The organism is Micromonospora sp. WMMA1976 (assembly GCF_027497335.1).
Taxonomy (GTDB): Bacteria; Actinomycetota; Actinomycetes; order Mycobacteriales; family Micromonosporaceae; genus Micromonospora; species Micromonospora aurantiaca.
Map to the genome: position 1 here is coordinate 4,489,740 of NZ_CP114912.1, position 25,833 is coordinate 4,515,572.

The 25,833-nt window shown below is 72.3% G+C and carries 29 protein-coding genes; 14 read left to right on the forward strand and 15 right to left on the reverse strand.

Annotated features, from left to right (window positions below; translation table 11 throughout):
- Positions 1 to 123: 123 nt before the first annotated feature.
- Genes O7546_RS20470 through O7546_RS20485 form a run of 4 tightly spaced genes read left to right on the forward strand, consistent with a single transcriptional unit; the run spans position 124 to position 3,690 of the window.
- Positions 124 to 1,911 carry an HD domain-containing protein gene (locus O7546_RS20470; RefSeq protein WP_194801296.1) on the forward strand — a complete coding sequence of 596 codons (1,788 nt, stop codon included), beginning with the start codon at positions 124 to 126 and terminating at the stop codon, positions 1,909 to 1,911.
- 39 nt (positions 1,912 to 1,950) lie between these two features.
- On the forward strand, positions 1,951 to 2,478 hold the full coding sequence (locus O7546_RS20475) for an NUDIX domain-containing protein (RefSeq protein ID WP_194801164.1): 528 nt from the start codon (positions 1,951 to 1,953) through the stop codon (positions 2,476 to 2,478).
- The gene (locus tag O7546_RS20480; RefSeq protein WP_194801163.1) at positions 2,475 to 3,350 is read left to right on the forward strand and encodes an NTP transferase domain-containing protein; all 876 of its coding nucleotides are present in this window, start codon (positions 2,475 to 2,477) and stop codon (positions 3,348 to 3,350) included. Before O7546_RS20475 ends, O7546_RS20480 begins: the two co-directional genes overlap by 4 nt.
- 52 nt (positions 3,351 to 3,402) lie before the next feature.
- On the forward strand, positions 3,403 to 3,690 hold the full coding sequence (locus tag O7546_RS20485) for an Lrp/AsnC ligand binding domain-containing protein (protein WP_013287689.1): 288 nt from the start codon (positions 3,403 to 3,405) through the stop codon (positions 3,688 to 3,690).
- A gap of 61 nt (positions 3,691 to 3,751) precedes the next feature.
- Here O7546_RS20485 and O7546_RS20490 read toward each other — a convergent pair whose 3' ends face one another.
- From O7546_RS20490 to O7546_RS20510, 5 genes are all read right to left on the reverse strand, one after another.
- Positions 3,752 to 4,420: a DUF4142 domain-containing protein gene (locus tag O7546_RS20490; RefSeq protein WP_120568762.1), complete on the reverse strand. Its 669-nt coding sequence runs from the start codon at positions 4,418 to 4,420 to the stop codon at positions 3,752 to 3,754.
- 209 nt (positions 4,421 to 4,629) lie between these two features.
- Positions 4,630 to 6,261: a cytochrome b N-terminal domain-containing protein gene (locus O7546_RS20495; protein WP_194801162.1), complete on the reverse strand. Its 1,632-nt coding sequence runs from the start codon at positions 6,259 to 6,261 to the stop codon at positions 4,630 to 4,632.
- A complete protein-coding gene (locus O7546_RS20500; RefSeq protein WP_194801161.1) occupies positions 6,258 to 7,346 on the reverse strand; it encodes a Rieske 2Fe-2S domain-containing protein in 1,089 nt (362 codons plus the stop codon). The genes O7546_RS20495 and O7546_RS20500 overlap by 4 nt, the downstream gene beginning before the upstream one ends.
- A 67-nt stretch (positions 7,347 to 7,413) precedes the next feature.
- Entirely contained in the window at positions 7,414 to 8,247 is an 834-nt protein-coding gene (locus O7546_RS20505; protein ID WP_013287693.1) for a cytochrome c, read from the reverse strand.
- Between the two features lie 72 nt (positions 8,248 to 8,319).
- Complete coding sequence (locus O7546_RS20510) at positions 8,320 to 8,919, reverse strand: heme-copper oxidase subunit III (RefSeq protein ID WP_013287694.1); 600 nt, start codon at positions 8,917 to 8,919, stop codon at positions 8,320 to 8,322.
- 126 nt (positions 8,920 to 9,045) lie between these two features.
- Here O7546_RS20510 and O7546_RS20515 point away from each other — a divergent pair, with 126 nt between their 5' ends.
- From O7546_RS20515 to O7546_RS20530, 4 genes are all read left to right on the forward strand, one after another.
- Positions 9,046 to 9,981 (forward strand): cytochrome c oxidase assembly protein, encoded by a 936-nt coding sequence (locus O7546_RS20515; protein ID WP_269698134.1) that lies wholly within the window; start codon positions 9,046 to 9,048, stop codon positions 9,979 to 9,981.
- 104 nt (positions 9,982 to 10,085) lie between these two features.
- Positions 10,086 to 10,484: a hypothetical protein gene (locus O7546_RS20520; protein WP_194801159.1), complete on the forward strand. Its 399-nt coding sequence runs from the start codon at positions 10,086 to 10,088 to the stop codon at positions 10,482 to 10,484.
- A gap of 81 nt (positions 10,485 to 10,565) precedes the next feature.
- The gene (trpD, locus tag O7546_RS20525; RefSeq protein ID WP_194801158.1) at positions 10,566 to 11,612 is read left to right on the forward strand and encodes an anthranilate phosphoribosyltransferase; all 1,047 of its coding nucleotides are present in this window, start codon (positions 10,566 to 10,568) and stop codon (positions 11,610 to 11,612) included.
- A gap of 135 nt (positions 11,613 to 11,747) precedes the next feature.
- On the forward strand, positions 11,748 to 11,957 hold the full coding sequence (locus O7546_RS20530; protein WP_194801157.1) for a hypothetical protein: 210 nt from the start codon (positions 11,748 to 11,750) through the stop codon (positions 11,955 to 11,957).
- A 414-nt stretch (positions 11,958 to 12,371) separates the two neighbouring features.
- Here O7546_RS20530 and O7546_RS20535 read toward each other — a convergent pair whose 3' ends face one another.
- Together O7546_RS20535 and coxB are read right to left on the reverse strand one after the other, a co-directional pair.
- Positions 12,372 to 12,800 (reverse strand): cytochrome c oxidase subunit 4, encoded by a 429-nt coding sequence (locus O7546_RS20535; protein WP_013287699.1) that lies wholly within the window; start codon positions 12,798 to 12,800, stop codon positions 12,372 to 12,374.
- A 10-nt stretch (positions 12,801 to 12,810) separates the two neighbouring features.
- Complete coding sequence (gene coxB / locus O7546_RS20540; protein ID WP_194801156.1) at positions 12,811 to 13,782, reverse strand: cytochrome c oxidase subunit II; 972 nt, start codon at positions 13,780 to 13,782, stop codon at positions 12,811 to 12,813.
- A gap of 171 nt (positions 13,783 to 13,953) precedes the next feature.
- On the opposite strand from coxB, the gene O7546_RS20545 reads away from it, so the two are divergent.
- Together O7546_RS20545 and O7546_RS20550 are read left to right on the forward strand one after the other, a co-directional pair.
- Positions 13,954 to 15,105: an aminotransferase class V-fold PLP-dependent enzyme gene (locus tag O7546_RS20545; RefSeq protein WP_194801155.1), complete on the forward strand. Its 1,152-nt coding sequence runs from the start codon at positions 13,954 to 13,956 to the stop codon at positions 15,103 to 15,105.
- 55 nt (positions 15,106 to 15,160) lie between these two features.
- Positions 15,161 to 15,385, forward strand: coding sequence for a sulfurtransferase TusA family protein (locus tag O7546_RS20550; protein WP_194801154.1), 225 nt, complete (start codon positions 15,161 to 15,163; stop codon positions 15,383 to 15,385).
- Here the strand turns inward: O7546_RS20550 and O7546_RS20555 are convergent.
- The 4 genes from O7546_RS20555 to O7546_RS20570 all read right to left on the reverse strand — a co-directional run bounded on the left by O7546_RS20555 (position 15,382) and on the right by O7546_RS20570 (position 18,743).
- Entirely contained in the window at positions 15,382 to 15,924 is a 543-nt protein-coding gene (locus O7546_RS20555; protein WP_135241351.1) for an ATP-binding protein, read from the reverse strand. The two genes, O7546_RS20550 and O7546_RS20555, sit on opposite strands and share 4 nt — an antisense overlap.
- On the reverse strand, positions 15,921 to 16,895 hold the full coding sequence (locus O7546_RS20560; protein WP_194801153.1) for a carbohydrate kinase family protein: 975 nt from the start codon (positions 16,893 to 16,895) through the stop codon (positions 15,921 to 15,923). Before O7546_RS20560 ends, O7546_RS20555 begins: the two co-directional genes overlap by 4 nt.
- Before the next feature lie 178 nt (positions 16,896 to 17,073).
- Complete coding sequence (gene erpA, locus O7546_RS20565; protein WP_013287705.1) at positions 17,074 to 17,442, reverse strand: iron-sulfur cluster insertion protein ErpA; 369 nt, start codon at positions 17,440 to 17,442, stop codon at positions 17,074 to 17,076.
- Between the two features lie 140 nt (positions 17,443 to 17,582).
- Positions 17,583 to 18,743: a glycerate kinase gene (locus O7546_RS20570; RefSeq protein WP_281599954.1), complete on the reverse strand. Its 1,161-nt coding sequence runs from the start codon at positions 18,741 to 18,743 to the stop codon at positions 17,583 to 17,585.
- Between the two features lie 43 nt (positions 18,744 to 18,786).
- On the opposite strand from O7546_RS20570, the gene nadA reads away from it, so the two are divergent.
- The 3 genes from nadA (at position 18,787) to O7546_RS20585 (ending at position 22,217) form a co-directional block, all read left to right on the forward strand.
- Positions 18,787 to 19,962 (forward strand): quinolinate synthase NadA, encoded by a 1,176-nt coding sequence (nadA, locus tag O7546_RS20575; RefSeq protein ID WP_194801151.1) that lies wholly within the window; start codon positions 18,787 to 18,789, stop codon positions 19,960 to 19,962.
- Positions 19,963 to 20,176: 214 nt separating this feature from the next.
- A complete protein-coding gene (murA, locus tag O7546_RS20580; RefSeq protein WP_135241354.1) occupies positions 20,177 to 21,532 on the forward strand; it encodes a UDP-N-acetylglucosamine 1-carboxyvinyltransferase in 1,356 nt (451 codons plus the stop codon).
- 79 nt (positions 21,533 to 21,611) lie between these two features.
- Positions 21,612 to 22,217: a DUF3043 domain-containing protein gene (locus O7546_RS20585; RefSeq protein ID WP_194801150.1), complete on the forward strand. Its 606-nt coding sequence runs from the start codon at positions 21,612 to 21,614 to the stop codon at positions 22,215 to 22,217.
- A gap of 7 nt (positions 22,218 to 22,224) precedes the next feature.
- Here the strand turns inward: O7546_RS20585 and O7546_RS20590 are convergent, their stop codons facing one another.
- Complete coding sequence (locus tag O7546_RS20590) at positions 22,225 to 22,533, reverse strand: AzlD domain-containing protein (RefSeq protein WP_194801149.1); 309 nt, start codon at positions 22,531 to 22,533, stop codon at positions 22,225 to 22,227.
- A complete protein-coding gene (locus tag O7546_RS20595) occupies positions 22,527 to 23,375 on the reverse strand; it encodes an AzlC family ABC transporter permease (protein WP_228532185.1) in 849 nt (282 codons plus the stop codon). Before O7546_RS20595 ends, O7546_RS20590 begins: the two co-directional genes overlap by 7 nt.
- 67 nt (positions 23,376 to 23,442) lie before the next feature.
- Between O7546_RS20595 and O7546_RS20600 the strand changes: the two genes are divergently transcribed.
- The gene (locus O7546_RS20600; RefSeq protein WP_194801148.1) at positions 23,443 to 24,003 is read left to right on the forward strand and encodes an XRE family transcriptional regulator; all 561 of its coding nucleotides are present in this window, start codon (positions 23,443 to 23,445) and stop codon (positions 24,001 to 24,003) included.
- Here O7546_RS20600 and O7546_RS20605 read toward each other — a convergent pair.
- Together O7546_RS20605 and O7546_RS20610 are read right to left on the reverse strand one after the other, a co-directional pair.
- Positions 23,987 to 24,964: an ATP-binding cassette domain-containing protein gene (locus tag O7546_RS20605; protein ID WP_194801147.1), complete on the reverse strand. Its 978-nt coding sequence runs from the start codon at positions 24,962 to 24,964 to the stop codon at positions 23,987 to 23,989. The genes O7546_RS20600 and O7546_RS20605 overlap by 17 nt on opposite strands.
- Positions 24,961 to 25,761: an ABC-2 family transporter protein gene (locus O7546_RS20610; RefSeq protein ID WP_194801295.1), complete on the reverse strand. Its 801-nt coding sequence runs from the start codon at positions 25,759 to 25,761 to the stop codon at positions 24,961 to 24,963. Before O7546_RS20610 ends, O7546_RS20605 begins: the two co-directional genes overlap by 4 nt.
- Positions 25,762 to 25,833: the final 72 nt, after the last annotated feature.

Genomic DNA, 25,833 nt, shown 5'->3' on the forward strand with positions numbered 1-25,833 from the left:
GACCGATCGGACTACCTCGACTCCCTTAGTCTGTTAAAGGAGTGCAGACCTGCCCGATTCGCGGGCTCTGCTCCCGGCCGCCGGTCCCCGGTGGCCGAGGGCCGGGGTGAGGAGGTGTCCCAGGTGGACGTCGACGCCGGACACGGCGCCGCCCTGGGTGGCGCGCTCCCTGCCCAGGGCGAACTACCGCTCACCCGCCGCCTGCGTTCCCTGCTCACCTGGCCCACTGCCGACGGCGACCCGGTCACCACACTGGTCCGCGCCCATCGCGGCATCCACGCGAGCGCCGACGCCTCGGTACTGCGCCGGGCCTACACGATCGCCGAGAACATGCACCGCGGCCAGTTCCGCAAGAGCGGCGAGCCGTACATCACCCACCCGCTGGCGGTGGCGCAGATCTGCGCCGACCTCGGCATGGACACCATCACGCTGGTCGCCGCGCTGCTGCACGACACGGTGGAGGACACCCGCTACACGCTCCAGGCGCTCCAGGAGGACTTCGGCCGCGAGGTCGCCCACCTGGTCGACGGCGTGACCAAGTTCGACAAGGCGTTCTACGGCAAGGCCGCCGAGGCGGAGACCGTCCGCAAGATGATCGTGGCGGCCGGCAAGGACGTCCGGGTGCTGGTGATCAAGCTGGCGGACCGGCTGCACAACATGCGGACGCTCGGCGTACGCTCGGCCGCCTCCCGGGAGCGGATCGCCCGCAAGACCCAGGAGGTGCTGGTCCCGCTCTGCGACCGGCTGGGCATCCAGACCCTCAAACGCGAACTGGACGACGTGGTGCTGCTGCACCTGCGGCCGGAGGAGCACGCGCGGATCGCCCGGTTCGTGCACGACCGGCCCGGCTGGGACGCCTACCTGGCCGACGTGGTGGCGCGCACCCGGGCGGCGTTGCGCCGCAACCGGGTCGACGCCGACGTCTCCCCCCGCCCCCGGCACCTCTACTCGATCTGGAAGGACACCGTCGCCGGCGACCACGCCGCCCCGTTCGACCTGCCCCGCATCGCGATCGTGGTGGACGGTCCGGCGACCGACTGTTACGCCGCTCTGGGCGCCGTGCACGGGCTGTGGCGGCCGGTGCCGGGCCGGTTCAAGGACTTCATCGCCTCCCCGAAGAACAACCTCTACCGATCCCTGCACACGAGTGTCTGCGGCCCGCAGGACCGCACCGTCGAGGTGCTGATCCGCACCACCGAGATGCACCGCTCCGCGGAGTACGGCGTAGCCGCCCACTACCGGTTCCCCCGGGCCGCGGGCCGGGGCGCCGACCGGGCGGACGAGCTGGCCTGGCTGCGCCGGGTGCTCGACTGGGAGCAGGAGACGGTCGACCCGACCCAGTTCATGGAGTCGCTGCGCTGCGACCTGTCCGAGGCGCAGATCCAGGTGGTGGCCGACGGGCGGCAGGTCGTGCTGCCGGCCGGGGCCACGCCGGTCGACCTCGCGTACGAGCTGGGCACCGAGCGCGGCGACCACTGCCTGGCCGCCCGGATCAACGGCCGGCTGGCACCGCTCTCCTCGGAACTGGAGGAGGGCGACGTGGTGGAGATCTTCACCGAGAACGACGCGGAGAGCGGCTTCGAGGCGGACGTGGCCCCGCGCGGCCCGCGCCGGGAGTGGCTGGGCTTCGTGAAGTCCCCGCACGCCCAGATGCAGATCAACCGCTGGTTCGCCGAGCACACCGAGCCGGGCATCTCGATCGCCGACAAGGTCCGGCTCGGCCGGGCCTCGATCGGCCTGGCGTTGCGCAAGCACAACCGGGGCCTGGCCAGCGACCTGCCGCTGCTGCGGCTGTCCGAGGAACTGGGCTACCCCGACCTGGAGACGCTGCTGGTGGCGGTCTTCGACCGCACCGTCGAGCCGGACACGGTGGTCCAGCAGTTGATCGATCTGGTCGACCACAGGCAGTAGACGGAGCCGGTCCGCGCCGGGACCACTAGCCTGGACGACATGATCCCCCGCGCGCGTGCCACCGGACGGGCCCTCGGCTACCAGATCTTCTACCGGCTTCCGGTCCCGCTGCGGCGGCGGCTGGTCCGGCTGGCCGTACCGAAGTACGTCGTCGGCGCGGTCACGCTGGTCAAGGACACGGAGGCCACCGGCGCGGGCCGGATCCTGCTGCTGCGCCAGCCGCCCGGCTACAGCTGGACGCTCCCGGCCGGGCTGCTGCAACGCGGCGAGGCCCCGGTGGTGGGCGCCGCCCGCGAGCTGTACGAGGAATCAGGCGTCCGCCTGTCCCCCGACGCGCTGCGCCCGGCGGTGCCGAACGCGGTGGTGCACGCCAAGGGCTGGGTCGACGTCGTCTTCGAGGCCGAGGTGCCGGCGTCGACCACCGAGCTGAAGGTGGACGGCGCCGAGGTGTTCGAGGCCGCCTTCCATCCGCTCGACGACCTGCCCCGGCTCAGCCGCGCCACCGCCAACCTGCTCGGCTACTACGGCATCGGCCCGCGCGCCGGCGAACACCCACCGGCCGCGTGAGCACCCCGTACGCGGGCACCGCGGCACCGGGGGTCGAGGTGTGCGCGGTGGTGCTTGCAGCGGGTGAGGGCACCCGGCTGCGCCCGCTCACCGAGCGGGTACCCAAGGCGCTCTGCCCGGTCGGGAACGTCCCGTTGCTGGACCGGGCGCTGGCCCGGCTGGCCGGGCTGGGTCTGACCGGCCCGGAGCGGGTCGCGGTGAACGCCTGCTACCTGGGCGACCAGGTGGTCGCGCGGGTCGGCGGACGGGCCCACCTGTCGGTCGAGCCGGACGCCCCGCTGGGCACCGCCGGGGGCGTGGGCCGGCTGCGGGACTGGATCGACGGCCGGGGCGTGCTGGTCGGCAACGCCGACGCGTACCTGTCCGACCCGCAGGCCCCGCCCGGCCCGGACATCGCCGCGCTGCTGGACGGGTGGGACGGGCACGGCGTACGCCTGCTCGGCCGGCCCGCCGACGACCCGCACGCCCCCGGAACCTTCGACGGCCACGAGTTCGTGGGTTTCTCGCTGCTGCCGTGGCGGCTGGTCCGCGACCTGCCGGCCACGTTCGGCGACCTGGTCCGGGCGGTGTGGCGGCCCGCGGAGGCCGCCGGGGCGCTCACCGTCGTGCCCTACCGAGGCACGTTCTACGACACCGGCACCCCGGCCGACTACCTGGCCGCCAACCTGCACGCGGCCGGCCCGGACGGGCTGGTGGACCCGGCGGCGACGGTGACCGGCCGGGTCACCGGCTCGGTGGTCGGCGCCGGGGCGCTGGTGCACGGCGACGTGGACCGGTCGGTGGTGTGGCCCGGCGCGAGCGTCGCGGCCGGGGAACGCCTGCGCGAGGTGATCCGGGCCGGTGACGACCTGACCGTCCCGGCGGCGCGGTGAGGGGCGCGGGCTCTAGCATGGGCCTCGTCGCCGACGAACGGAGAACCGTCCCGTGATCACCGCGATCGTGCTGATCGACTGCGCCACCGACTCCATCCCCGAGGTGGCCGAGACCCTGGCCAACCTGCCCGGCGTCAGCGAGGTCTACTCGGTGGCGGGGCACGTCGACCTGATCGCCATGGTCCGGGTCCGGGAGTTCGAGCAGATCGCCCAGGTCATCGCCGGCAGCATCTCGAAGGTGCCGGGCGTGCTGAACACCGAGTCGCACATCGCGTTCCGCGCCTACTCCCAGCACGACCTGGAGGAGGCGTTCGCGATCGGGCTGGCGAACGCCGACTGACACGAGCCGGTGACCGGCCTGCCCTCACGGGCGGACCGGCCACCGTGGACCGTGCGGTACGTCAGCTCTGGCTGGGCACCGGGGTCTCCGTGGTGCCCGGAGCGGGCTCCTCGGTCTCGGTGCCGCCCGGAGCCGGCGACTCGGTGCCACCCGGGGACGTGGTGCCGCCCGGGCTGGGCGTGCCGCTGGCGCTGGTCTGCGGAACCGGGACGCCCAAGGTCTGGGCCAGGGCCACGAGCGCGTCGTAGTGCGCCTGGAGGACCGGCAGCGCGTCCTGCGCGATCTGCACCACCGACTGCTCCGAGCCCTGCGAGATCTCGGTCTGGGTGGCCTGGATCGCCTGGACGTGGCCGGCGAGCTGCGCGGTCACCCACGCCTTGTCGAACTCGGCCCCGCTGAGGTTGTTCAGCTTGTCCAGGACCTTCTGCTGGTCGGCGGTCGGGTCGGCCGGCAACTGCACGTTGAGCTGCTGCGCGGTCGACTGCACCGTCTGGTCCAGCTGGGTGTGGTCCGTCACGAACATCTTGCCCAGGTCCTTGACCTGCTGGTTCTGACCCTTCTGCTGGGCCAGGTTACCGGCGGTGATCTCGAACAGGTTGACCTGGTGCACCGCCTGCAGGTACTGCGTGTCCTGCGTCGACGGCTGCGCCGCAGCCTGCGACGCGGCGGCGGGCGCCAGCCCCACGACCACCAGCGCGGCCAGCAGGCCCAGGCGTTTGATTCCCAACATTCGTTCCTCCCCCATGAGACGTCGGACCGCACGGATACCCGGCTGACCGGGGTTATTCCTGCGATTCCACCCGTCCGTGTCGGGGGCGACGGCCGTCCGCGCACCGGCCTCCCGGCGTGCGCGGGAGGGAACGGGACGACCGGGCGGAAACGGCAGTGGCGCCCGCCGGATGATCCGGCGGGCGCCACTGTCAGTCGTACCGGGGAGGGTCAGCGACGGCTCTCGCCGCTGCCGATCTCCTCCCGCTCCGGCCGGGCCTCGACCGGCGGGTGCCCCGGCGAGACCGGCGCCTCGGCCGGCTTCTCGATCGGGTAGAAGAAGCCCCGGATCGCCGGGCCGAGGGCACCGAGCCGGTTCATCTTCTTCGGCACCACCCAGCCGACGTAGTCCAGCGCCGGCGGGTGACCGTCGTGGCCGTCGGCCGAGGTGAGCGGCTGGTGGACCTCGACGAACCGGCCGTCGGGCAGCCGCTTGATGATGCCGGTCTCCACGCCGTGCGCCAGCACCTCCCGGTCGTGCTGCTGCAGACCCAGGCAGATCCGGTACGTGACGTAGTACGCGATCGGCGGCAGGATCAGCAGGCCGATCCGGCCGGCCCAGGTCATCGCGTTCAGGCTGATGTGGAACTTGTCCGCGATGACGTCGTTGGCGCCGGAGAGGGTCAGCACGATGTAGAAGGCGAGCGCCATGGCGCCCACGGCGGTCCGGGCCGGAACGTCCCGGGGCCGCTGGAGCAGGTTGTGGTGCTTGTAGTCCTTGAGGCGGCGCGCCTCCAGGAACGGATACATCGTCGACAGGCCGACCAGGATTCCGGGTAGCACCACAGTCGGCCAGAACAACGGTGGGATGACGTACCCGTTGCCGATCGGGATGTGGATCTCCCAGCCCGGCATGAGCCGGGTCGAGCCGTCGAGGAACATGACGTACCAGTCGGGCTGGCTGGCGGCCGAGACCACCCACGCCTCGTACGGGCCGAACAGCCAGATCGGGTTGATCTGGAACAGGCCACCCATCAGCGCGATCACGCCGAAGACGACCATGAAGAAGCCGCCCTGCTTGAGCGCGTAGCGCGGGAACATCCGCTCGCCGACCACGTTGGAGTTGGTCCGGCCGGGGCCGGGCCACTGGGTGTGCTTCTGCTTGAACACCAGGCCGAGGTGCACGCTGATCAGCGCCACCAGCAGACCCGGGACGAGCAGCACGTGGGCGATGAAGAAGCGGCTGATGATGATGGTGCCGGGGAACTCCCCGCCGAAGATCGACGAGCTGACCCAGGAGCCGATCACCGGGATCGACAGGATGATCGCGGAGGCGATCCGCAGACCGGTGCCGGACAGGCCGTCGTCCGGCAGCGAGTAGCCGGTGAAGCCGGCCAGGAAGCCGACCCAGAACAGCAGCGAGCCGATGATCCAGTTGGTCTCACGCGGCTTGCGGAACGCGCCGGTGAAGAAGACCCGCAGCATGTGGACCACGATGGCGGCCATGAACAGCAGGGCCGACCAGTGGTGCATCTGCCGCATGATCAGACCACCCCGGACATCGAACGAGATGTCCAGGCTGGAGGCGTAGGCGGCCGACATCGGGGTGCCCCGCAGCGGCGCGTAGCTGCCGTTGTAGATGACCTCGGTCATAGCCGGCTCGAAGAAGAACGTCAGGAAGACGCCGGTGAGCAGCAGGACGATGAACGAGAACAGCGCGATCTCGCCGAGCAGGAAGGACCAGTGGTCGGGGAAGACCTTGTTCAGCAGCTTGCGCAGGGGCGTGGCCACCTGGAAGCGGTCGTCCACCGCCCGCGCGCTCTTGGCCGGCAGCGCGGCCGCATCAAACTTTCGGCGCTTCATGGCCGCTCCCAGAAGTCGGGACCGATGGTCTCGGTGTAGTCGGACTTCGCCACGAAGAAGCCCTCCTCGTCCACCTCGATCGGCAGCTGCGGCAGCGGCCGGTTCGCCGGGCCGAAGATCGGCTTGGCGTTGTCGGTGATGAGGAACTGCGACTGGTGGCAGGGGCAGAGCAGGCGGTTGGTCTGCTGCTCGTAGAGGCTGGCCGGGCAGCCCGCGTGCGTGCAGATCTTGGAGAACGCGACGTAGTTGCCCCACATGTAGTCGCCGTGGCCCTTGCGCTCGTTCGCGGCGCGCGACTTCTGCGCGTCGTCCTCCCGCAGGTGGATGAGCAGGGTGGGCGAGTCGGCGTGCAGGTTGCTCACGCCGCCGTCGATGCCTGGGAACACGGTCAGCTGGCCGCCGACGCTGACGTCGGCCGGGCGGATCGGGCGGCCGTCCTCACGGATCAGCCGGATCTTCTTGCCGCCCTCGCCCGGCTGGAAGCCGGTGGTGAACATCTGGTTGTTCTTGTGCGGCTGCTCGATCAGGCCACCGATCAGCGGTGCCGCGGCCACCGCGCCCACCGGCGCCAGGCCGGCGAGCAGCGAGATGCCCAGCAGCGGCCGGCGGCGTACGCCCATCTCGTCGGCCAGGTAGAGCATGGTCTCGCCGGTGATCTTGCGACCCTCCGGGTCGTCGGCCTGGTCGTGCCGGTCCTGGATCGAGACCTCCTTGGGCAGCAGCTTCTTGCCCCAGGTCAGGATGCCGAAGCCGATGCCCAGCAGCGCGAGGCCGAGGGTCAGGCCGAGCAGCGGCGTGTAGAGCTTGTCGCCGCCGGTACCCGGCTCCCACTGCCACGGCCACCAGATGTAGACCACCAGGAAGGCCGTCGCGAAGACGCCGGTCAGCAGGAACATCAGGGCGACCGTGCGGGTCAGCCGGCGCTCGGCCTTGCTGCCCGGGACCACCTGCGGCTCGTAGTGGACGATCTCGATGTCGTCCCGCCGCGCGCCCTCCTGGACGATGTCGAACCGGGAGAGCCGGGGGTCGTTCACGTCGAGCGGCTCCGGGCCCTGCTGGGCCTGGTGCTCGGTGTGGGTGCTCATGCCGTCACCTCGCTACGGGTGACGCCGGGGGCCGGCGCCACAGCACTGGAAGCATTGATCCGTCCGGTCACGACTTGCCCGCGATCCACAGGCTCGCGAAGACCAGCGCGACGATGCCGACCAGGAAGATCGCGAGACCCTCGGTCGACGGGCCGTAGCGGCCCAGGTTGAAGCCGCCCGGGTCGCCGTCGTGCTTCAGCGTCTCCTGGATGTAGGCGATGATGTCCGCCTTCTCCTCGGGCGTGATCTGGTTGTCGCCGAACACCGGCATGTTCTGCGGGCCGCTCAGCATCGCGGCGTAGATCTGCCGGTCACTGGCCGGCGCCAGGCTCGGCGCGTACTTGCCGGAGGACAGCGCACCGCCGCCGCCGCTGAAGGCGTGGCACTGCGAGCAGTTGATCCGGAACAGCTCACCACCGGTGGACAGGTTGGCGCCCTCACGCAGGTCGCCGTTGGGGACCTCCGGGCCGCCGCCGAGCTCCTGGATGTACTGCCCGAGCTGGCGCACCTGCTCGTCGGTGAACTGCGGCGGCTTGCGCATGGCCTGGGCCTCCTGCCGGGCCATCGGCATGCGACCGCTGCTGACCTGGAACTCCACCGAGGCCGCTCCGACGCCGATCAGGCTCGGACCGCGGCCCTCGACGCCCTGGGCGTTGCGACCGTGACAGGTCACACAGCTCACGTCGAACAGCGCCTTGCCCTCGTTGCCTGCGGCGGTCAACGGAGGGTTGTCCTGCGCCTGCACGCCGGGGGCGAAGACGGTGTAGGCACCGCCGGCCAGCATCAGCGCGGCGAACAGCCGGACCGCGGCACCCAGCCGGCGGCGGCCCCTGCTGCGCGCTACGGGCCGCCCGCGCAGCCGCGCGAGCAGACCGCGTCGGCGGTCGTTGTCAGAAGTCATGACCTGTGTCCTTAACCGGTTGGACCTTGTCTCAGGGGACGGAGCAGCGGCGCGGTTCGTGACGCGCCAAGATCACTGGAGCCAGTAGATCATGGCGTAGAGCCCGATCCACACGACGTCCACGAAGTGCCAGTAGTAGGACACGACGATCGCCGAGGTCGCCTGGGCGGGGGTGAACCGGCCCATCGTGGTACGGATCATGAAGATCACGAAGGCGATGAGACCGCCGGTCACGTGCAGACCGTGGAAGCCGGTGGTGAGGTAGAACATCGACCCGTAACCGTCTTCGTTGATCTTCACACCCTCGTGCACCAGGGTCCGGTACTCGTTCAGCTGACCGAGCACGAAGATCAGACCCATCACGAAGGTGATCGTGAACCACCGGCGCAGAGCGTGGACGTCACCGCGCTCGGCCGCGAACACGCCGATCTGGCAGGTGATCGAGGAGAGCACCAGGATCACCGTGAACGTGGTCGCGTACGGGATGTTCAGCACCTCGGTGTGCTTCTCCCACTGCTCCGGCGCCGCCGCGCGGATGGAGAAGTACATCGCGAACAGCGCCGCGAAGAACATGAGTTCGCTGGAGAGCCACACGATCGTCCCGACGCTGACCATGTTGGGTCGGGTCAGGGAGTGGATCCGGCTCTTGTCAATGGCTGGGGCCGCAGTCACGCGGTCATTATTGCCCCTGACCGGGACCGACGATCAGCGGGGTGGCAAACCCGGCCCTTCCGTGGCCCGATCGTGGTGGTCCGCTTCGCCTGACCTACCCTGAAAAGCGTGCTGCACGTCGATCAGATCCGCGCCGTCACCTCGGCTGTTCCGGCGACGCTGGCGGCGGGAGGCGAGGGCGCCCCGCCGCCGTTCACCGTGACCCGGGTGTTCACGGAGACCCGGCTGGACAGCTGGCTCACGCTGGGCATCGTCCTGGCCGCCGGCCTCTACCTCTACGGGGTGCACCGGCTGCGGCTGCGCGGCGACCGCTGGCCGGTCATCCGTACCGTGTCGTTCCTCGGCCCGGGCCTCGGCGGCATCGCCCTGGTCACGCTCACCGGCCTCGGCGCGTACGACACCGCGCTGCTCTCGGTGCACATGGTGCAGCACATGGTGCTGTCCATGATCGCGCCGATCTTCCTGGCGCTCGGCGCCCCGATGACGCTGGCGCTGCGCACGCTGCCGGCACGGCCCCGCAAGCGGCTGCTCGCGATCGTGCACAGCAAGGTGATCCGGATCTACAGCTTCCCGCTTGTGGCGTTCGCCATCTTCGTGGTGAACCCGTTCGCGCTGTACTTCACCGACCTCTACGAGTTCACCCTGCGCCACGAGTGGGCGCACGAGCTGGTCCACGCGCACTTCATCGCCACCGGCTGCGTCTTCTTCTGGCCGCTGCTCGGCCTCGACCCGCTGCCCGGCCGCTGGCCGTACCCGGGCCGCGCGCTGCTCATGCTGCTCTCGGTGCCGTTCCACACCGTCCTCGGCCTGACCATCATGCAGAGCACCACGCTGTTCGGCGGCGACTGGTACCCGTCGCTCAACCTGTCCTGGTCCGACCCCTGGAACGACCAGGTGGTCGCGGGCGGGATCCTGTGGGCCGGCGGCGAGTTCGTCAGCGTCACCATGCTCGCCGTCCTGGTCGTCCAGTGGGTCAAGCAGTCCGAGCGCGAGGCCCGGCGGCTCGACCGCGAGCTGGACCGCCAGGAGGCCCGCCAGCGCGCCGCGGAGACGAGCGCCTGACGGCCCGTTCCGGGGTACGCCCCGAGCCCGCCGGGCGGGGCGACAGCCCGGATGTGACGACCGCTACGATCAGCGGGCAGCTACGAGGTGGGAGCCACGTCACGATGAGCGATCGTCTTTGCACCGTCCTGCTCTACAGCGACGACCCGAAGGTCCGCGACCGGATGCGGCTCGCCGTGGGCACCCGGCCGGCGCCCGGGCTCGAGATCGAGTTCGTCGAGGCCGACGACTACAACGCCTGCATCCGGCTGGTCGACGACTACGAGATCGACCTGCTCCTGCTCGACGGCGAGGCGACCCCGGGCGGCGGCATCGGCATCGCCCGCCAGATCAAGGACGACCGGGACGACGCGCCGCCCACCTGCGTGGTGCTCGCCCGCGCCGCCGACCGCTGGCTGGCCGCGTACGCCGAGGTCGACGCCACGCTGACCCACCCGCTGGACCCGGTGGTCGCCGGCAGCACCGTGGCGGAGCTGCTGCGCCGCACCCACGCCGCAGCCTGACCCCGCCGGTCTTCGCGCGCCACGGCGACGCGGCCGTGGCGCGCCCCAACCGCATTCCTCACGCCGCTCGGGAGGCCCGTCATGGGCGAACGGACCTGGCCGCTTCTGCTCAACGCGCTGCTGCGCGGCGAGGAGCTCTCCACCGCCGACACCGCGTGGGCGATGGGCGAGATCATGGCCGGCTCGGCCACCCCGGCGCAGATCGCCGGGTTCGCCGTGGCGCTGCGCACCAAGGGTGAGACCCCCGCCGAGCTGGGCGGCCTGGTCGAGACCATGCTGACCCGCGCGGTGCCGGTGCACCTGCCCGAGGACGTACGCGCGAGCGCGCTGGACGTGGTCGGCACCGGCGGCGACCTCGCCCACACGGTGAACATCTCCACCATGGCCGCGCTGGTGGTCGCCGGGGCCGGGGTCCGCGTGGTCAAGCACGGCAACCGGGCCGCCTCCTCCTCGTGTGGCACCGCCGACGTGCTGGAGCAGCTCGGCGTACCCCTCGACCTGGCACCCGAGCAGGTGGCCCGCTGCGTGACCGAGGCCGGCATCGGCTTCTGCTTCGCCGCCCGCTTCCACCCCGGCATGCGCCACACCGGCCCGGTCCGGCGCGAGATCGGCGTACCCACCGCGTTCAACTTCCTCGGCCCGCTGACCAACCCGGCGCGGCCCCGTGCGGGCGCGGTGGGCTGCTTCGACAAGCGGATGGCCCCGGTGATGGCCGCCGTGTTCGCGGCCCGGGGTGACTCCGCGATCGTGGTACGCGGCGAGGACGGCCTGGACGAGTTCAGCACCGGCGCCCCCACCCGGGTCTGGGTGGCGCAGCAGGGCACCGTCACGGAGGCCGTGCTGGACGCTACGGACCTCGGTGTGCCCCGGGCCACCCTGGCCGACCTGCGCGGCGGGGACGCGGTCTACAACGCCGACGTGGTCCGGCGCCTGCTCGCCGGCGAGACCGGGCCGGTACGGGACGCGGTGCTGGTCAACGCCGCCGTCGCGCTTGCCACCCAGGGGCCGCTCGACGGCGATCTGCACGAGGTGCTGCGGGCCAACCTGGACCGGGCCGCCGAGGCGGTCGACTCCGGTGCCGCGGCGGCAGCGCTGGACCGCTGGCTCGAGGTGGCACGCGCGGCCTGATGCCGTTGTTGTCGTACCCGCGTGCCAAACTACACGGGAGTTATTCTCCGTTTTCGGTCTATCCGTTTTCGGTCTTCGGTCCACCGACCGGCGGCTTCCCGCCCCGGCCGATGCCCGGAGCGAGAGGAGCCACCCGTGTCTGACCGCGAGCTGCACTGTGACACCTGCGAGGGCGTCGTGCTGTTCGAGGCGCCGCCGTGCGGCGACGGGCACGGCGCCGACTGCCCGGAGCTGATCTGCACCGGTTGCGGCGCGGCAGTGGTGATCGCCACGTTCACGTTCCGCGAGACCCGCCTGGCGAGCCGCCGCGCTTCCCGCCGCCCATCCCACCCCCAGGCCGCCTGACCTCCACCCCTTCGGCGCCCGTCTTCGCCCTTCCCGAGCCGCCCACGCTCCTCCCGAGCCGCGCCGTGCCCCTTCGGGCCACGGCGCGCGGCGAGATCTTGGAAGGAAACGGCCCTCATGGAGGCCGTTTCCTTCCAAGATCTCGTGTGGTCCTGGTGAGTGGAACGGTGCTCTTCGGCGAATGGAACAGCGCAGCGTGAGCCAGGCAGTGCGCGTCGGAGGTGAGCGGGAGAGCGCCAGGCTGACCGCATCAGGCGGTGACCATGAAGTTGGCGGGGACAAAAGGGACCGCCGGTGCCGTCAACTTCATGATCGACGCAGGCAGCGCGCGGGGACGGCGCGCGGGGCAGGCACGGGGAAAGCGACAGGCCCGCTACCCCGGGAGGGGGTGCGGGCCTGCGACTGTGCTTCGGGTCAGTGCTCGGCGGTGCGGCGGGTGCCCGAGTAGTACTCGAACAGCAGCCCGCAGGTGGCGAGGACGACCGCCACCAGGCCCAGTCCCAGCAGCCAGAACTGCCAGAACACCAGGCCGAGACCGGCGATCGCGGCGGCCAGCGCCAGCCCGAACGGCCAGTAGCTACCCGGGCTGAAGAAGCCGACCTCACCGGCGCCGTCGGCGATCTCGCCGTCCGGCCGGTCCTCGGGGCGCAGGTCGATACGGCGGGAGACGAACCAGAAGAAGCCGCCGCACATGGCGCAGAGCAGGAAGGACAGCAGCAGCGCCACAGTGCCGATCCACTCGACGTGGCCGCCGCTGTCGGCGTACGTCCAGGCGCCGTAGAGGATCGTCGCGCCGAGGAGGAACGTGGCGATGGTCAGGAAGATCTTCCACTCGGTCTTCATGCCGAACCCCTCAGCTTCCCGCGCCGGCCGACGCGTCGGACGGGTTGAAGTTGTTCACGTCGCGCCGGGTGTCGAACGGCTTCGTCTCGGTGGCGTACTCCGGCTCACCGATCGCGCCGAGCGCCTCCTGGGTCGACTTGCCGGCCTTCTTGGCCGCCAGGAACTGGTCGTACTTCTCCGGCGACACGACCCGCAGTTCGAAGTTCATGAAGGCGTGGTAGCTGCCGCACAGCTCGGCGCAGCGGCCGACGAACGCGCCCTCCTGGTCGATGCTGGAGACCTCGAACGTGTTGCGCACGTTGCCCGGCATGACGTCCCGCTTGAACAGCAGCTCCGGCACCCAGAACGAGTGGATGACGTCGCGGCTGGTCTCCTCGAAGCGGATCGAGCGGCCGCTGGGCAGCACCAGCACCGGGATGACCTCGCTGGTGCCGAGCACCGAGGCGACGGTGTTGGCCTCCGGGCCCTGACCGTCGCGGTAGTTGAACTGCCAGTTCCACTTGAACGCGACGACCTCGACGGTGACGTCCGGGTTCTTCGACTCCTTGTTCACGTCGGTCTGCACGACCGCCGTGTAGTAGAAGAGCACGGAGACCACGAGGATCGGCGCGATGGTGTAGAGGAACTCCATCGGCAGGTTGTAGCGGGTCTGCACCGGCAGCTCGTTGCCGCGCTTGCGGTAGCGGACCACGCACCAGAAGATCAGGCCCCACACGAACACGCCGACGGCGAGCGCCGCGATGCAGGACGCGATCCACAGGTCGTACATGCGGTGCGACTCGGGCGTGATGCCGCCCTGCGGCCAGCCGAACCCGCCGAACGTCTTGCCGACGTCACAGCCGGTGAGCGAGACCAGCAGCGCCGCCGCGCCGAGACCGAGCCCGGCGATTCGACCAGCACCACGCCGCCGGCGTCCACCGGCCCCCGGGGAAGCGCTGTGCCGTACGGCCGAGCGCCGTACCTCCGAACTCCTTGCGACCACCTGGTCCTGCCTCCCTAGCGCGCCGCGGCGGTTGTTCTCCTTGACACCGACGGCAAAGGCGTCACCGACGGTCGCAGATTACTCGACCATGACCGGCCAGGCCGTCTTGGGGTCGCTGTCCACCCCCATCGGGGGGATCTTGGGCGTAACCGGGCGATAGCGTGGAACCCCATGAGCGCCTCCCCGGTCTACCTCGACGCCGCCACCGCGGCGCCGCTGCATCCGGTCGCGCGGCAGGCGATGCTGGCCGCCCTGGACGACGGCTGGGCCGACCCGGCCCGGCTCTACTCGGCGGCCCGCCGGGCCCGCCAGCTCCTCGACGCCGCACGGGAGGCCGCCGCGCAGACGCTCGGCGTCCGCGCCGACGAGCTGTCCTTCACCCCCAGCGGTACGACGGCAGCGCACGCCGCAGTACTCGGTGGCCTGGCCGGGCGCCGGCGGGCCGGGGCGACGCTTGTGCACTCGGCGATCGAACACTCGGCGGTGCTGCACGCCGCCCAGCGGCACACGGCGGCCGGCGGCACGGCGGTGTCCGTACCCGTGGACCGGTCGGGCCGGCTGGACCTGGACGCCTGGTCGGCGGCGGTGGCCGCGCCCGGCGTGGCCCTCGCCGCGCTGATCGCTGCCAGTCACGAGGTGGGCACGGTGCAGCCGGTGCCCGCCGCGGCGGAGTCGTGCACCGAGGCGGGCGTACCGCTGTACGTGGACGCGGCGCAGCTGGCCGGCCGGGCACCGCTGCCGGCGGGCTGGTCGGTGCTGAGCGCCAGCGCGCACAAGTGGGGCGGGCCGCCCGGCGTCGGGCTGCTCGTGGTGCGCAAGGGCACCCGGTGGGAGTCGCCCTACCCGGCCGACGAGCGGGAGTCGGGACGTACCCCCGGGGTGGTGAACCTGCCGGCGGTGGTGGCGGCGGCGGCGAGCCTGCGCGCGGCGGCGGCCGACGCGGCGGCCGAGGCGGCCCGGCTGGGTCCGCTTGTCGACCGGATCCGGGCGCGGGTGGCGGCCGAGGTGCCGGACGTGGAGGTGGTCGGCGACCCGGTGGACCGGTTGCCGCACCTGGTGACGTTCTCCTGCCTGTACGTGGACGGCGAGGCGTTGCTGCACGCGCTGGACCGGCGCGGGTTCGCGGTGTCCTCCGGCTCGTCGTGCACGTCGTCGACGGTGCGCCCGTCACACGTGCTGGAGGCGATGGGGGTGCTGTCGCACGGCAACGTACGGGTGTCGCTGCACCGGGAGACCACCGAGGCGGACGTGGAGCGGTTCCTGGCCGAGCTGCCCGGGATCGTGGCGGACCTGCGGGTGGAAGCAGGGGTGACGGACCTGTGAGCGCGAGGAGTGAGCCGCTCCTGCGAGCCCCGCAGTCGGGAACGGAGACGGCACTGTGAGCGAGCCGGACGAGGTGCTGGACTGCCGGGGGCAGCGCTGCCCGCTGCCAGTGATCAATCTCGCCCGGCTGGTGCCCGGCCTGCCGGCCGGCGCGGTGGTGCGGGTGCTGGCCGACGACCCGGCGGCGGCCGTCGACATCCCGGCGTGGTGCCGGATGCGCGGCCACGAGTTCCTCGACGCGCACCCCGGCCCCGCCTACGACGTCCGGGTGAGCGGTTAGCGCAGGTACGCGAGGATGCCCGGCAACGGGTCGGCCGCCACGGCGGTGTCGACCACCAGGCGCGGGCCGATCAGCGGCTCGTACTCGGCCCGGCGGCGCAGCGTCTGCTCCCAGGTGCCGTGCTCCTCGGGCGGGCGGGCCTCGACGCGGCGGCGGTGCTCCTCCTCGTCGCCGCAGTGCACCTCGATCACCCGCAGCGGCACACCGGCCCGCTCGGCCACGTCGTGCCAGAGCCCTCGGGCGCTGGCGACCGGGTTCACCGCGTCGACCACCACGCTGAGCCCCAGGCCGAGCTGCACCTCGGCCAGCCCGGCGACCGCGCCGTAGGCGGCCATGCCGGGTACGTCGCCGGTGAGGCCGTAGCGGTGCAGGGCCCGCTCGACCGGGTCGACCGGCAGGACCGGGGCGCGCAGGGCGGCGCCGACCCGGGCGGCCAGGGTGGTCTTGCCCACACCGGGCAGCCCGGCGAACGCGACGAGGACCGGGCCGCCGGTGCCGGGGCGGACCTCCGGGTCCACCCCGCCGGCCGGGCCGGTCACAGCAGGTGCGGCCGGACGTCCTCGGCGGCCGCGTCACCGTACGACTCGGCGAGTCGCTTCACGAACAGGTCGCGGCGGACCTCGTACTCCTGGCCGCCGAAGTTCTCCAGCACGAGCGTGGCCAGCAGACAGCCGACCTGGGCCGCGCGCTCCAGGCCGACGCCCCAGTCGAGCGCGGCGAAGAAGCCGGCCCGGAAGCCGTCGCCGACACCGGTCGGGTCGACCGCCTGGATCTCCCGCGCGATCGGCACCCGGATCGTGCCGACCTCCCGACCGGCGATCTCCACGCCCTGCTTGCCCAGCGTGGTGACCCGCACCTTGACCCGGTCCAGCAGCTGCTCGTCGGAGAGGCCGGCCTTGCTCTGCAGCAGGGACTTCTCGTACTCGTTTGTCATCAGGTAGTCGGCGCCGTCGATCAGGCCGAGCACGTCCGCGCCGTCCATCCGGGCGAGCTGCTGCGACGGGTCGGCGACGAAGGCGTAGCCGCGGTCCCGGCACTCGCCGGAGTGCCGGATCATCGCGGCCGGGTCGTTGGCGCTGACCAGCACCAGGTCCAGCCCGCCGAGGCGCTGCGCCACCGGGGCCAGCTCGATGTTGCGGGCCTCGCTCATCGCCCCGGCGTAGAAGGAGGCGATCTGGCACATGTCGGTGTCGGTGGTGCAGACGAAGCGTGCCGTGTGCGCGATCTCGCTGACGTGCACCGAGTCGCAGTCGACGCCGTGGCGCTCCAGCCAGGAGCGGTAGTCGGCGAAGTCGGCGCCGACCGCGCCGAGCAGCACCGGGCGCAGGCCGAGCTGGGCCATGCCGAAGGCGATGTTCGCCGCGGTGCCGCCACGCCGGAGCACCAGTTCGTCGACGAGGAAGGACAGCGAGACCTTGTCGAGCTGGTCGGCGATGAGCTGATCGGCGAAGCGGCCGGGGAAGCTCATCAGGTGGTCGGTCGCGATCGAGCCGGTCACGGCGATCTTCATGTCAACCCTCGGGGTCGGGAGCACGGCGCGGTCAGCCTACCGGCCCCCGGACCGGACGGACGGCGGTCGGTCACCAACCGGTCGATCAGCGCACATCCGGGCGTCACACCCCTGGGGTACGACGAAGCGGCGGACCGCCCCACCCGGGACGGCCCGCCGCTGCCGGTCGGTCGTCGACTCAGCTGAAGGAGTCGCCGCAGGCGCAGGAGTTGCCCGCGTTCGGGTTGTCGATGGTGAAGCCCTGGGCGTCGATCCGGTCGGCGAAGTCGATGGTGGCGCCGGCCAGGTAGGGGGCGCTCATCCGGTCGACGACGACCTCGACACCGTCGAAGTCGGTGACGACGTCACCGTCGAGCGAGCGCTCGTCGAAGAACAGCTGGTACCGCAGGCCGGAGCAGCCACCCGGCTGCACGGCGACCCGGAGCCGCAGGTCGTCGCGGCCCTCCTGCTCGATCAGGGCCTTGACCTTCTGCGCCGCGACGTCGGTGAGGACGACGGTGCTGGGGGCCTTGGCCTCGGTCGACTCGGTCTGCGCTGGCGTGGTCACGTGGAAGTCTCCCTGCGCGGTATGAGGTCCGGACGTCCTGGCCAACGCCGCACGTCCGCCAGTGATTCCCGGTGTGGTCCGTCTTTCGATCGTACGCCGCCTCCGGCGCCGCCACCCGGCGGCGTGACCAGCGGAACCGGTCAGCGGCTCCACTGCCGGGCAAGGCGGGCGCCGAGTGCGCGCAGCCCCTCGGCCGGGCGGGTCATCGCCGCCTCCACTCCCCCGTGTTCCTCGCCGCCGAAGTGCTCGACCAGGCTGTACGCCTCGGTGACGCCTGCTGCCGCGGCCTCCCGTCGCCCGGTGCTCACCCGTCCTGCCAGCACCACGCAGGGCACGCCCCGGTCCCGGGCGGCCCCGGCCACTCCGGCGACCACCTTGCCGCGCAGCGACTGGTGGTCGAACGAGCCCTCGCCGGTGATCACCAGGTCGGCGGCGTCGAGCGCGGCGTCCAGTTTCACCGCGCGGGTGACCAGGCCGATGCCCGATTCGCACCGGCCGCCGAGCGCCAGCACCGCCGCGCCGAGGCCGCCTGCGGCGCCGCCGCCGGGCAGCGCGCCCAGCCCGGACGGGCAGCCGGGCAGGCGTTCGGTCAGCACCTCCGCCCAGCGGGTCAGCGCGGCGTCCAGCAGCAGCACGTCCGCCCGGTCGGCGCCCTTCTGGGGGCCGAAGACGCTGCTCGCGCCGTGCAGCCCGAGCAGCGGGTTGTCGACGTCGGTGGCGGCGACGAGCGTCGTGCCGCGCAGCCGGGGCTCCCCGTCGAGCGCGGCCACCTCGGCCAGCGCCGCGCCGCCGTACGGCAGGGCCCAGCCGGCGCCGTCGAGCGGCGTGACGCCCAGCGGGACGAGCATCCCGGCGCCGCCGTCGTTCGTGGCCGAGCCGCCCAGCCCCACCACCACGGTCCGCGCGCCCGCCTCGACCGCGGCGGCCACGAGCAGCCCCAGCCCGTACGAGGTGGTCGCCTTCGGGTCGCGTTCGGCGGCGGTGAGCAGGTGCAGTCCGCACGCCTGGGCGCTCTCCAGGTACGCCGTGCCGTCGTCGGTGAGCAGGATCTCACCGGCGGCCGGGCGGCCCAGCGGGTCGACGGTGGGCACCGGCACCCGGCGCCCGCCCAGCGCTCCGGCGAGCACGTCGACGAACCCCGGTCCGCCGTCGGCGAGTGGCCGGGCCAGCAGGTCGTCGCCGGGGGCCACGTCACGCCAGCCGTCGGCCACCGCGGCGGCCACGTCGGGGGCCGGCAGCGTGCCGGCGAACTTGTCCGGACAGAGCAGCACGCGCATGCGCAGCAGTGTGGCAGGCCACATCCGAGGCGGCTGCGGCGCGGGCGCGCTGTGGGACCATGGGGTCGTGACTTCGACCTGGGTTGAGCCGTCCAACACCGCCACGGCGCTGCTGCTCCTCGGCCGCGGCAGCGACCCCGCCACCGAACGTGGCGTGGAGTGTCCGGGTGATCTCCCCGCGCCGAGCGACCCCGACCTGGTGGCCCGCGCCGCCGCCGCGAAGGCCGCGCTCGGCACGAAGGTGTTCGTCCTGGGCCACCACTACCAGCGCGACGAGGTGATCCAGTTCGCCGACGTGACGGGCGACTCGTTCAAGCTGGCCCGGGAGGCGGCGGCGCGCCCGGACGCGGAGTACATCGTCTTCTGCGGCGTGCACTTCATGGCGGAGAGCGCGGACATCCTCACCTCGGACGCGCAGAAGGTGATCCTGCCCGATCTCGCCGCCGGCTGCTCGATGGCCGACATGGCGGTGCTGTCGCAGGTCGAGGCCGCGTGGGACACGCTCACCGACCTGGGCATCGCGGCCGAGACCGTGCCGGTGACGTACATGAACTCCTCGGCGGACATCAAGGGCTTCGTCGGCCGCAACGGCGGCGTGGTCTGCACCTCGTCGAACGCCAAGCGGGCCCTGGACTGGGCCTTCGAGCAGGGCCGCAAGGTGCTGTTCCTGCCCGACCAGCACCTCGGCCGCAACACCGCCGTGCTGGAGATGGGCTTCTCGCTGGACGACTGCGTGCTCTACGACCCGCACAAGCCGAACGGCGGGCTGACCCCGGAGCAGCTGCGGGACGCGAAGATGATCCTGTGGCGCGGCCACTGCTCGGTGCACGGCCGGTTCACGCTCGACAGCGTCAAGGACGTCCGCGAGCGGGTGCCGGGCGTGAACGTGCTGGTGCACCCGGAGTGCCGCCACGAGGTGGTGAACGCCGCCGACCTGGTCGGCTCGACCGAGTTCATCATCAGGACGATCGAGGCGGCCCCGGCCGGCTCGGCGTGGGCGGTCGGCACCGAGCTGAACCTGGTGCGCCGGCTCGCCCTGGCCCACCCGGACAAGCAGATCATGTTCCTCGACCGGGCGGTCTGCTACTGCTCGACGATGAACCGGATCGACCTGCCGCACCTGGTCTGGGCGTTGGAGGAACTAGTCGCCGGGCGCGTGGTCAACCAGATCACGGTGGACCCGGAGACCGCCCGACACGCCCGGTCGGCGCTGGACCAGATGCTCGCCCTTCCGGGAGCCTGATCACCGTCGGTGACCCCGCTGGCACGGAAACGCACCGGACACCCCGGTTCGTGCCCTCGCTGGCGATGTGACCGATTCCATTCCCGTCACGGAGGGCTATGCTGCCGGGGCGACGACACACGCGGCCCGTTTTTCCATGACCGCGTTCCGGGTAGCGATGAACTTCGTGCACCCATCACTAGACACGGCAGCACCCAACGCGCTGGAGGTTGCGTTGACCGACGACGTCCTGGTCGTACACGGAGGCACTCCGCTTGAAGGGCGGATCCGCGTGCGCGGCGCGAAGAACCTGGTGTCCAAGGCGATGGTGGCCGCCCTGCTGGGCGACACACCGAGCCGGCTGTTCGACGTGCCGCGTATCCGTGACGTCGAGGTGGTCCGCGGTCTGCTCGGCCTGCACGGCGTCAAGGTCAGCGACGGCGTGGAGGAGGGCGAACTCGTCTTCGACCCCTCGAACGTCGAGAGCGCCAGCACCGACCAGATCAACGTGCACGCCGGGTCCAGCCGGATCCCGATCCTGTTCTGCGGCCCGCTGCTGCACCGGCTCGGCCACGCCTTCATCCCCGACCTGGGCGGCTGCCACATCGGCCCGCGCCCGATCGACTTCCACCTCCAGGCGCTGCGTGAGTTCGGCGCCACCGTCGAGAAGACCCCGGAAGGGCTGCACCTGTCCGCGCCGAACGGGCTGCACGGCACGAAGTTCGCGCTGCCGTACCCGAGCGTGGGCGCCACCGAGCAGGTGCTGCTCACCGCGGTGATGGCCGAGGGCGTCACCGAGCTGCGCAACGCGGCGGTCGAGCCGGAGATCATCGACCTCATCTGCGTGCTGCAGAAGATGGGCGCGATCATCAAGGTCCACACCGACCGGGTGATCGAGATCCAGGGCGTCAAGAAGCTGCACGGCTACACCCACCGGCCGATCCCGGACCGGATCGAGGCGGCCAGCTGGGCGGCGGCGGCGCTGGCCACCCGCGGTCACGTCGAGGTGCTTGGTGCCCAGCAGGCCGACATGATGACCTTCCTGAACATCTTCCGGTCGGTCGGTGGCGAGTACGAGGTCACCGACCTGCGCCCGCCGCGCGGCGGCAGCCCGGGCCAGGAAGGCGGCATCCGGTTCTGGCACCCGGGCGGCGAGCTGAACGCGGTGGCGCTGGAGACCGACGTGCACCCCGGTTTCATGACCGACTGGCAGCAGCCGCTGGTGGTCGCGCTCACCCAGGCCCGGGGCCTGTCGATCGTCCACGAGACGGTCTACGAGCAGCGGCTCGGCTACACCGAGGCGCTGAACACGATGGGCGCCAACATCCAGGTCTACCGGGACTGCCTCGGCGGCACCCCGTGCCGCTTCGGCCGGCGCAACTTCAAGCACTCCGCGGTGATCGCCGGGCCGAGCAAGCTGCACGCCGCCGACCTGGTCATCCCGGACCTGCGTGCCGGGTTCAGCCACCTGATCGCGGCGCTGGCCGCCGAGGGCACCTCCCGGGTGTACGGCGTGGACCTGATCAACCGTGGCTACGAGGACTTCGAGGCCAAGCTGGCCGACCTCGGCGCGCACGTCGAGCGTCCCTGACCGTCCCGTTCACTCGTCCGGCCGCGCCCGGTGCACCCGTGATGTGCACCGGGCGCGGCCGGTTGGCTACCCTTGCCGCGTGCCGTCGCTGTTTCGCCGCAAGCCCGCCGACCTCGTCGAGGAGTCCGTCACCACGGTGACGACCGACGAGGAGTCCGCCGCCCGCCCCCGGGGCTACACGCCCAGCAAGAAGGAACTCGGGCAGGTCACGCCGAAGCGCCCGGTCGCCGGTCGCCGGCCGACCGCGCCGGCGAAGCCGCTGACCAAGGAGGAGGCCCGCGCGCAGCGCCGCGCCGCCCGCGCCGAGGCCGCCGCCGAGTTCCGCCGCGAGGGCGGCCCGCGTGACCGCGGCCCCGAGCGGCTGCTGGCCCGCAACGTGGTCGACTCCCGCCGTACGATCGGCACCTGGTTCTTCGGCGGCGCGCTGATCGTGCTGTTCGGCTCCAACCAGGCCATGCCGCCGATCGTGCGGCTGCTGTCGAACGTGCTCTGGGGCGCGCTGGCACTCGGCGTGCTGATCGACTCGATCCTGATCTCCCGGAAGATCAAGCGGCTGGTCCGCGAGCGCTTCCCGAAGAGCACCGAGAAGCTCGGCTCGCTCTACTTCTACGCGATCATGCGGTCGATCACGTTCCGCCGGATGCGCGCTCCCGCGCCCCGGGTGAACATCGGCGACAAGGTCTGACCCGGCGTCAGGCCACGCCGAGCAGGCGCAGCACCGCGGTGGTGGCCGCCGCCGCGACCACGACCAGCACGAACGGCGCCCGCCGCCAGGCGAGCACCAGGCCGACCAGCACCCCGGCGGGCCGGGCGTAACCGGCGAAGCCGCCGGCCTCGGTGAGCGCCGCGGTGGCGGCGAGCGCGGCCAGCAACGTGGCGGCGCCGACCGGCAGCAGGTGACGGGACCACTCGGGCAGGTCCAGCCGGTCCCGCAGCAGCACCCCGGCGACCCGGAAACCGTAGGTGCCGGCGGCCAGCGCCAGGATCACGGCGATCAGCACGAGACCTCCCCGGCCCGCGCACTCCGCCGAGCCCCGCCGTCGTCCACCGGTCCGCCGCCGGCCGCGTCCGGCACGGCGACGGGACCGCCGCCCGGCGCGGCGTCCGGGTCGGACGGCACGACGGACCGGTCGGCGGACGCGGGGTTCGGGTCGGCGGCCGGCGAAGCGGGTGGGCGGCGGCGGGCCAGCAGCGGCAGGACCAGCGCGGCGAGCGCGAGCAGCACCGGCAGCCCGGCCGGCAGCAGCGGGGTGGCCAGCACGGCCAGGCCGGCGCCGAGGACCGCCACCCGGCGGGTCTCCCGGTCGCGCAGGCTGGGCAGCAGCAGGGCGGCCAGCCCCGCGGGGAACGCGGCATCGAGTCCCAGCGTTGCCGGGTCGCCGGCCGCGCCACCGGCGAGCACGCCGAGCGCGGTGCCGGCGTTCCAGGCCAGGAACAGCAGCACCCCGGCGAGCCAGAACGCCCGCCGCCGCTGCGGACCGGCCGGGCGGGCCAGCGCGAACGCGGTCGCCTCGTCGGTCATCAGGTGGCTGCCGAGCAGCCGCTGCGCGCGCCGGGTGCCGAGCGCACCGCCGAGGGCCAGGCCGAACGGCAGGTGCCGGGCGTTGAGGAGCAGGCCGGCGAGGACCGCAGCGAACGGGCTGCCGGCCGCGACGAGCCCGACGGCCATGAACTGGGCGCCACCGGCGTAGACGACAGCGGACATGGCGAGCGTGGCCCAGACGGGCAGGCCGGCGGCCACCGCCACGGCACCGAACGAGGCGCCCACGGCGAACATCGCCGCGCCGATGGCGGCGACGTCGCGGAGCACCCGGGCGTCGCCCGTTCGATCTGCCGTACGCATGTCCATTATCCTGAACGGGAGCCCGCTGGTTCGTCAAACCGAACAAAACGACCGATGGAGCGAACACATGGCGATCGACCCCGCTCCCCCACTCGCCACCATCGCCGCCGCGCTGCGCCGCGAGCGCGAGCGGGCGGGGCTGTCGCTCACCGAACTGGCCCGCCGCGCCGGCATCGCCAAGTCCACCCTGTCCCAGCTGGAGTCCGGGTCCGGCAACCCCAGCGTCGAGACGCTCTGGGCGCTCGGCGTGGCGCTCGACGTACCGTTCAGCCGCCTGGTCGAACCACCCACCGCCGCCGTCCGGGTGGTCCGGGCCGGGCAGGGGCCCCGGATCCGCTCCGAGCACGCCGACTTCTCGGCCACCCTGCTCGCCGCCGGAGCGCCGCACGCCCGCCGGGACGTCTACGTGATGGAGCTGGAACCCGGCGCGGTACGGATCGCCGAGGCGCACACCCCGCGCAGCGTCGAGCACGTCGTGGTAGCCGCCGGGCGGATGCGCGTGGGCCCCGAGAGCGACCTGGTCGAGCTGGAACCGGGCGACTACGCCACCTTCCCGGGCGACACCCCGCACCGCTACGAGGCGCTGGCCCCGGGCACCTTCGCCGTACTCGTCATGGAGCACCCGTGACCGCGGCCGGCGCCCGATAGAGCCGGGTCACCACCTCCTCGATGTCCGGCTCCACGATCGAGATGTCCCGCAGCGTGGTCAGGCCGGCCAGCCCGGCCACCACCTCGGCGACGCTCGCCCGTTCCAGCGCGAAGACCAGCCGCCGCCCGTCCGCCTCCACCCGCTGCACCGGCGCGCCGGGCAGCACCGGCGGCTCGGGCAGCGCCGCGTCCAGCTCGGCGACCACCATCCGGCGCGAGCCGTACCGGCGGTGCAGCTCCGCGATCGACCCGTCGTGCACCACCCGCCCGTGGTCGATCACCACGAGCCGCCGGCACAGCCGCTCGATGTCGGCCAGGTCGTGCGTGGTCAGCACGAGCGTGGTGTCCCCGGCCCGGCCCAGCTCGGCCAGGAAACCGCGTACCGCCTGCTTGCTGACCACGTCCAGGCCGATCGTCGGCTCGTCCAGGAACAACACCTCCGGGCCGTGCAGCAGCGCCGCGGTCAGCTCACCGCGCATCCGCTGACCCAGCGAGAGCTGCCGGACCGGAGTGTCCAGGAACCCGTCCAGGTCGAGCAGGTCCCGGCAGCGGGCCAGCCGGGCCGCGTGCTCGCCGGCCGGCACCCGGTAGACGTGCCGCAGCAGGTCGAACGAGTCCCGCAGCGGCAGGTCCCACCAGAGCTGCGAGCGCTGCCCGAACACCACCCCGATACGCAGCGCCAACCGGGTCCGGTCGGCCACCGGGCGTAGCCCGCACACCCGGGCCCGCCCGGACGACGGCGTCAGCACACCGGTGAGCATCTTCAGCGTGGTCGACTTCCCGGCGCCGTTCGGGCCGATGTAGCCGAGCATCTCGCCGCGCTCCACCCGCAGGTCGACCCCGTCGACGGCGGTCACCGTCCGCTTCTCGCGCCGCAGCGGACCGGCCTTCACCCGGACCGTGAACTCCTTGCGCAGGCCGTCCATCTCGATGACGCTCATGACCCCGTACTCCGGTAGTGACGGACCCCGACGCGCCAGGCCAGGGCGGCCAGCGCCGCGGCGACCACCGCGACGCCCGGCGCGGCCCAGCCCGTCCACTGCGGCAGGCCGAGCGGGTCGGCGCGGCCCAGCAGCGCCAGCGCCGGGTGGTAACTGACGAAGGCGAACCCCATCCCGTACGCGAACAGCGCGCGGAACCACCCGCCGTACACGGTGACCGGGTACGAGGTGAAGTCGCGCCCGCCGTAGGTGACCGCGTTCGCCAGCTCGCCCGAGTCGACCCAGTAGAACGACACGGTCGCGGTCAGCACGAAGACCGAGCCGAAGAAGACCACCGCGGCCGCCGGGGCGACCACCGCCAGCGCGATCCGCCCCGGCGTCCAGTCGATGCCGGCCGAGATGAGCGCGAACAGCAGCACGGCGAGCCCGAACACGGCCCGGGACAGCTTGCGCAGCGGCAGATCCATCAGCAGCAGTTGCGGCAGCGCCCCGAGCGGGCGGACCAGCACCGCGTCGAAGAGGCCGGTGCGCACGTACCGGGGAAGCCGTTCGATGTTGCCGACCAGCAGGTCGGCGGTGGCGAAGCCGCACGACGACAGGCCGACCACGACGAGCGTCTCGCGCAGCGTGAAGCCGCCCAGCTCCCGCGTCACGCCGAAGATCACCAGGACGGTGACCACGTCGAACACGGTGGCGCCCACGTTGCCGACCAGGTCCACCACGAACGACGTGCGGTACGCGGCCTGCGAGCGCGCCTGCGCACCGAGCAGCGCCCGGTACGCGCGCAGTTCAGCCAGGTCAGCCACCCTGGGCGCGCTGCCGCGCTCAGCCACCCTGGGGGCGCTGCCGCGCTCAGCCACCCTGGGGGC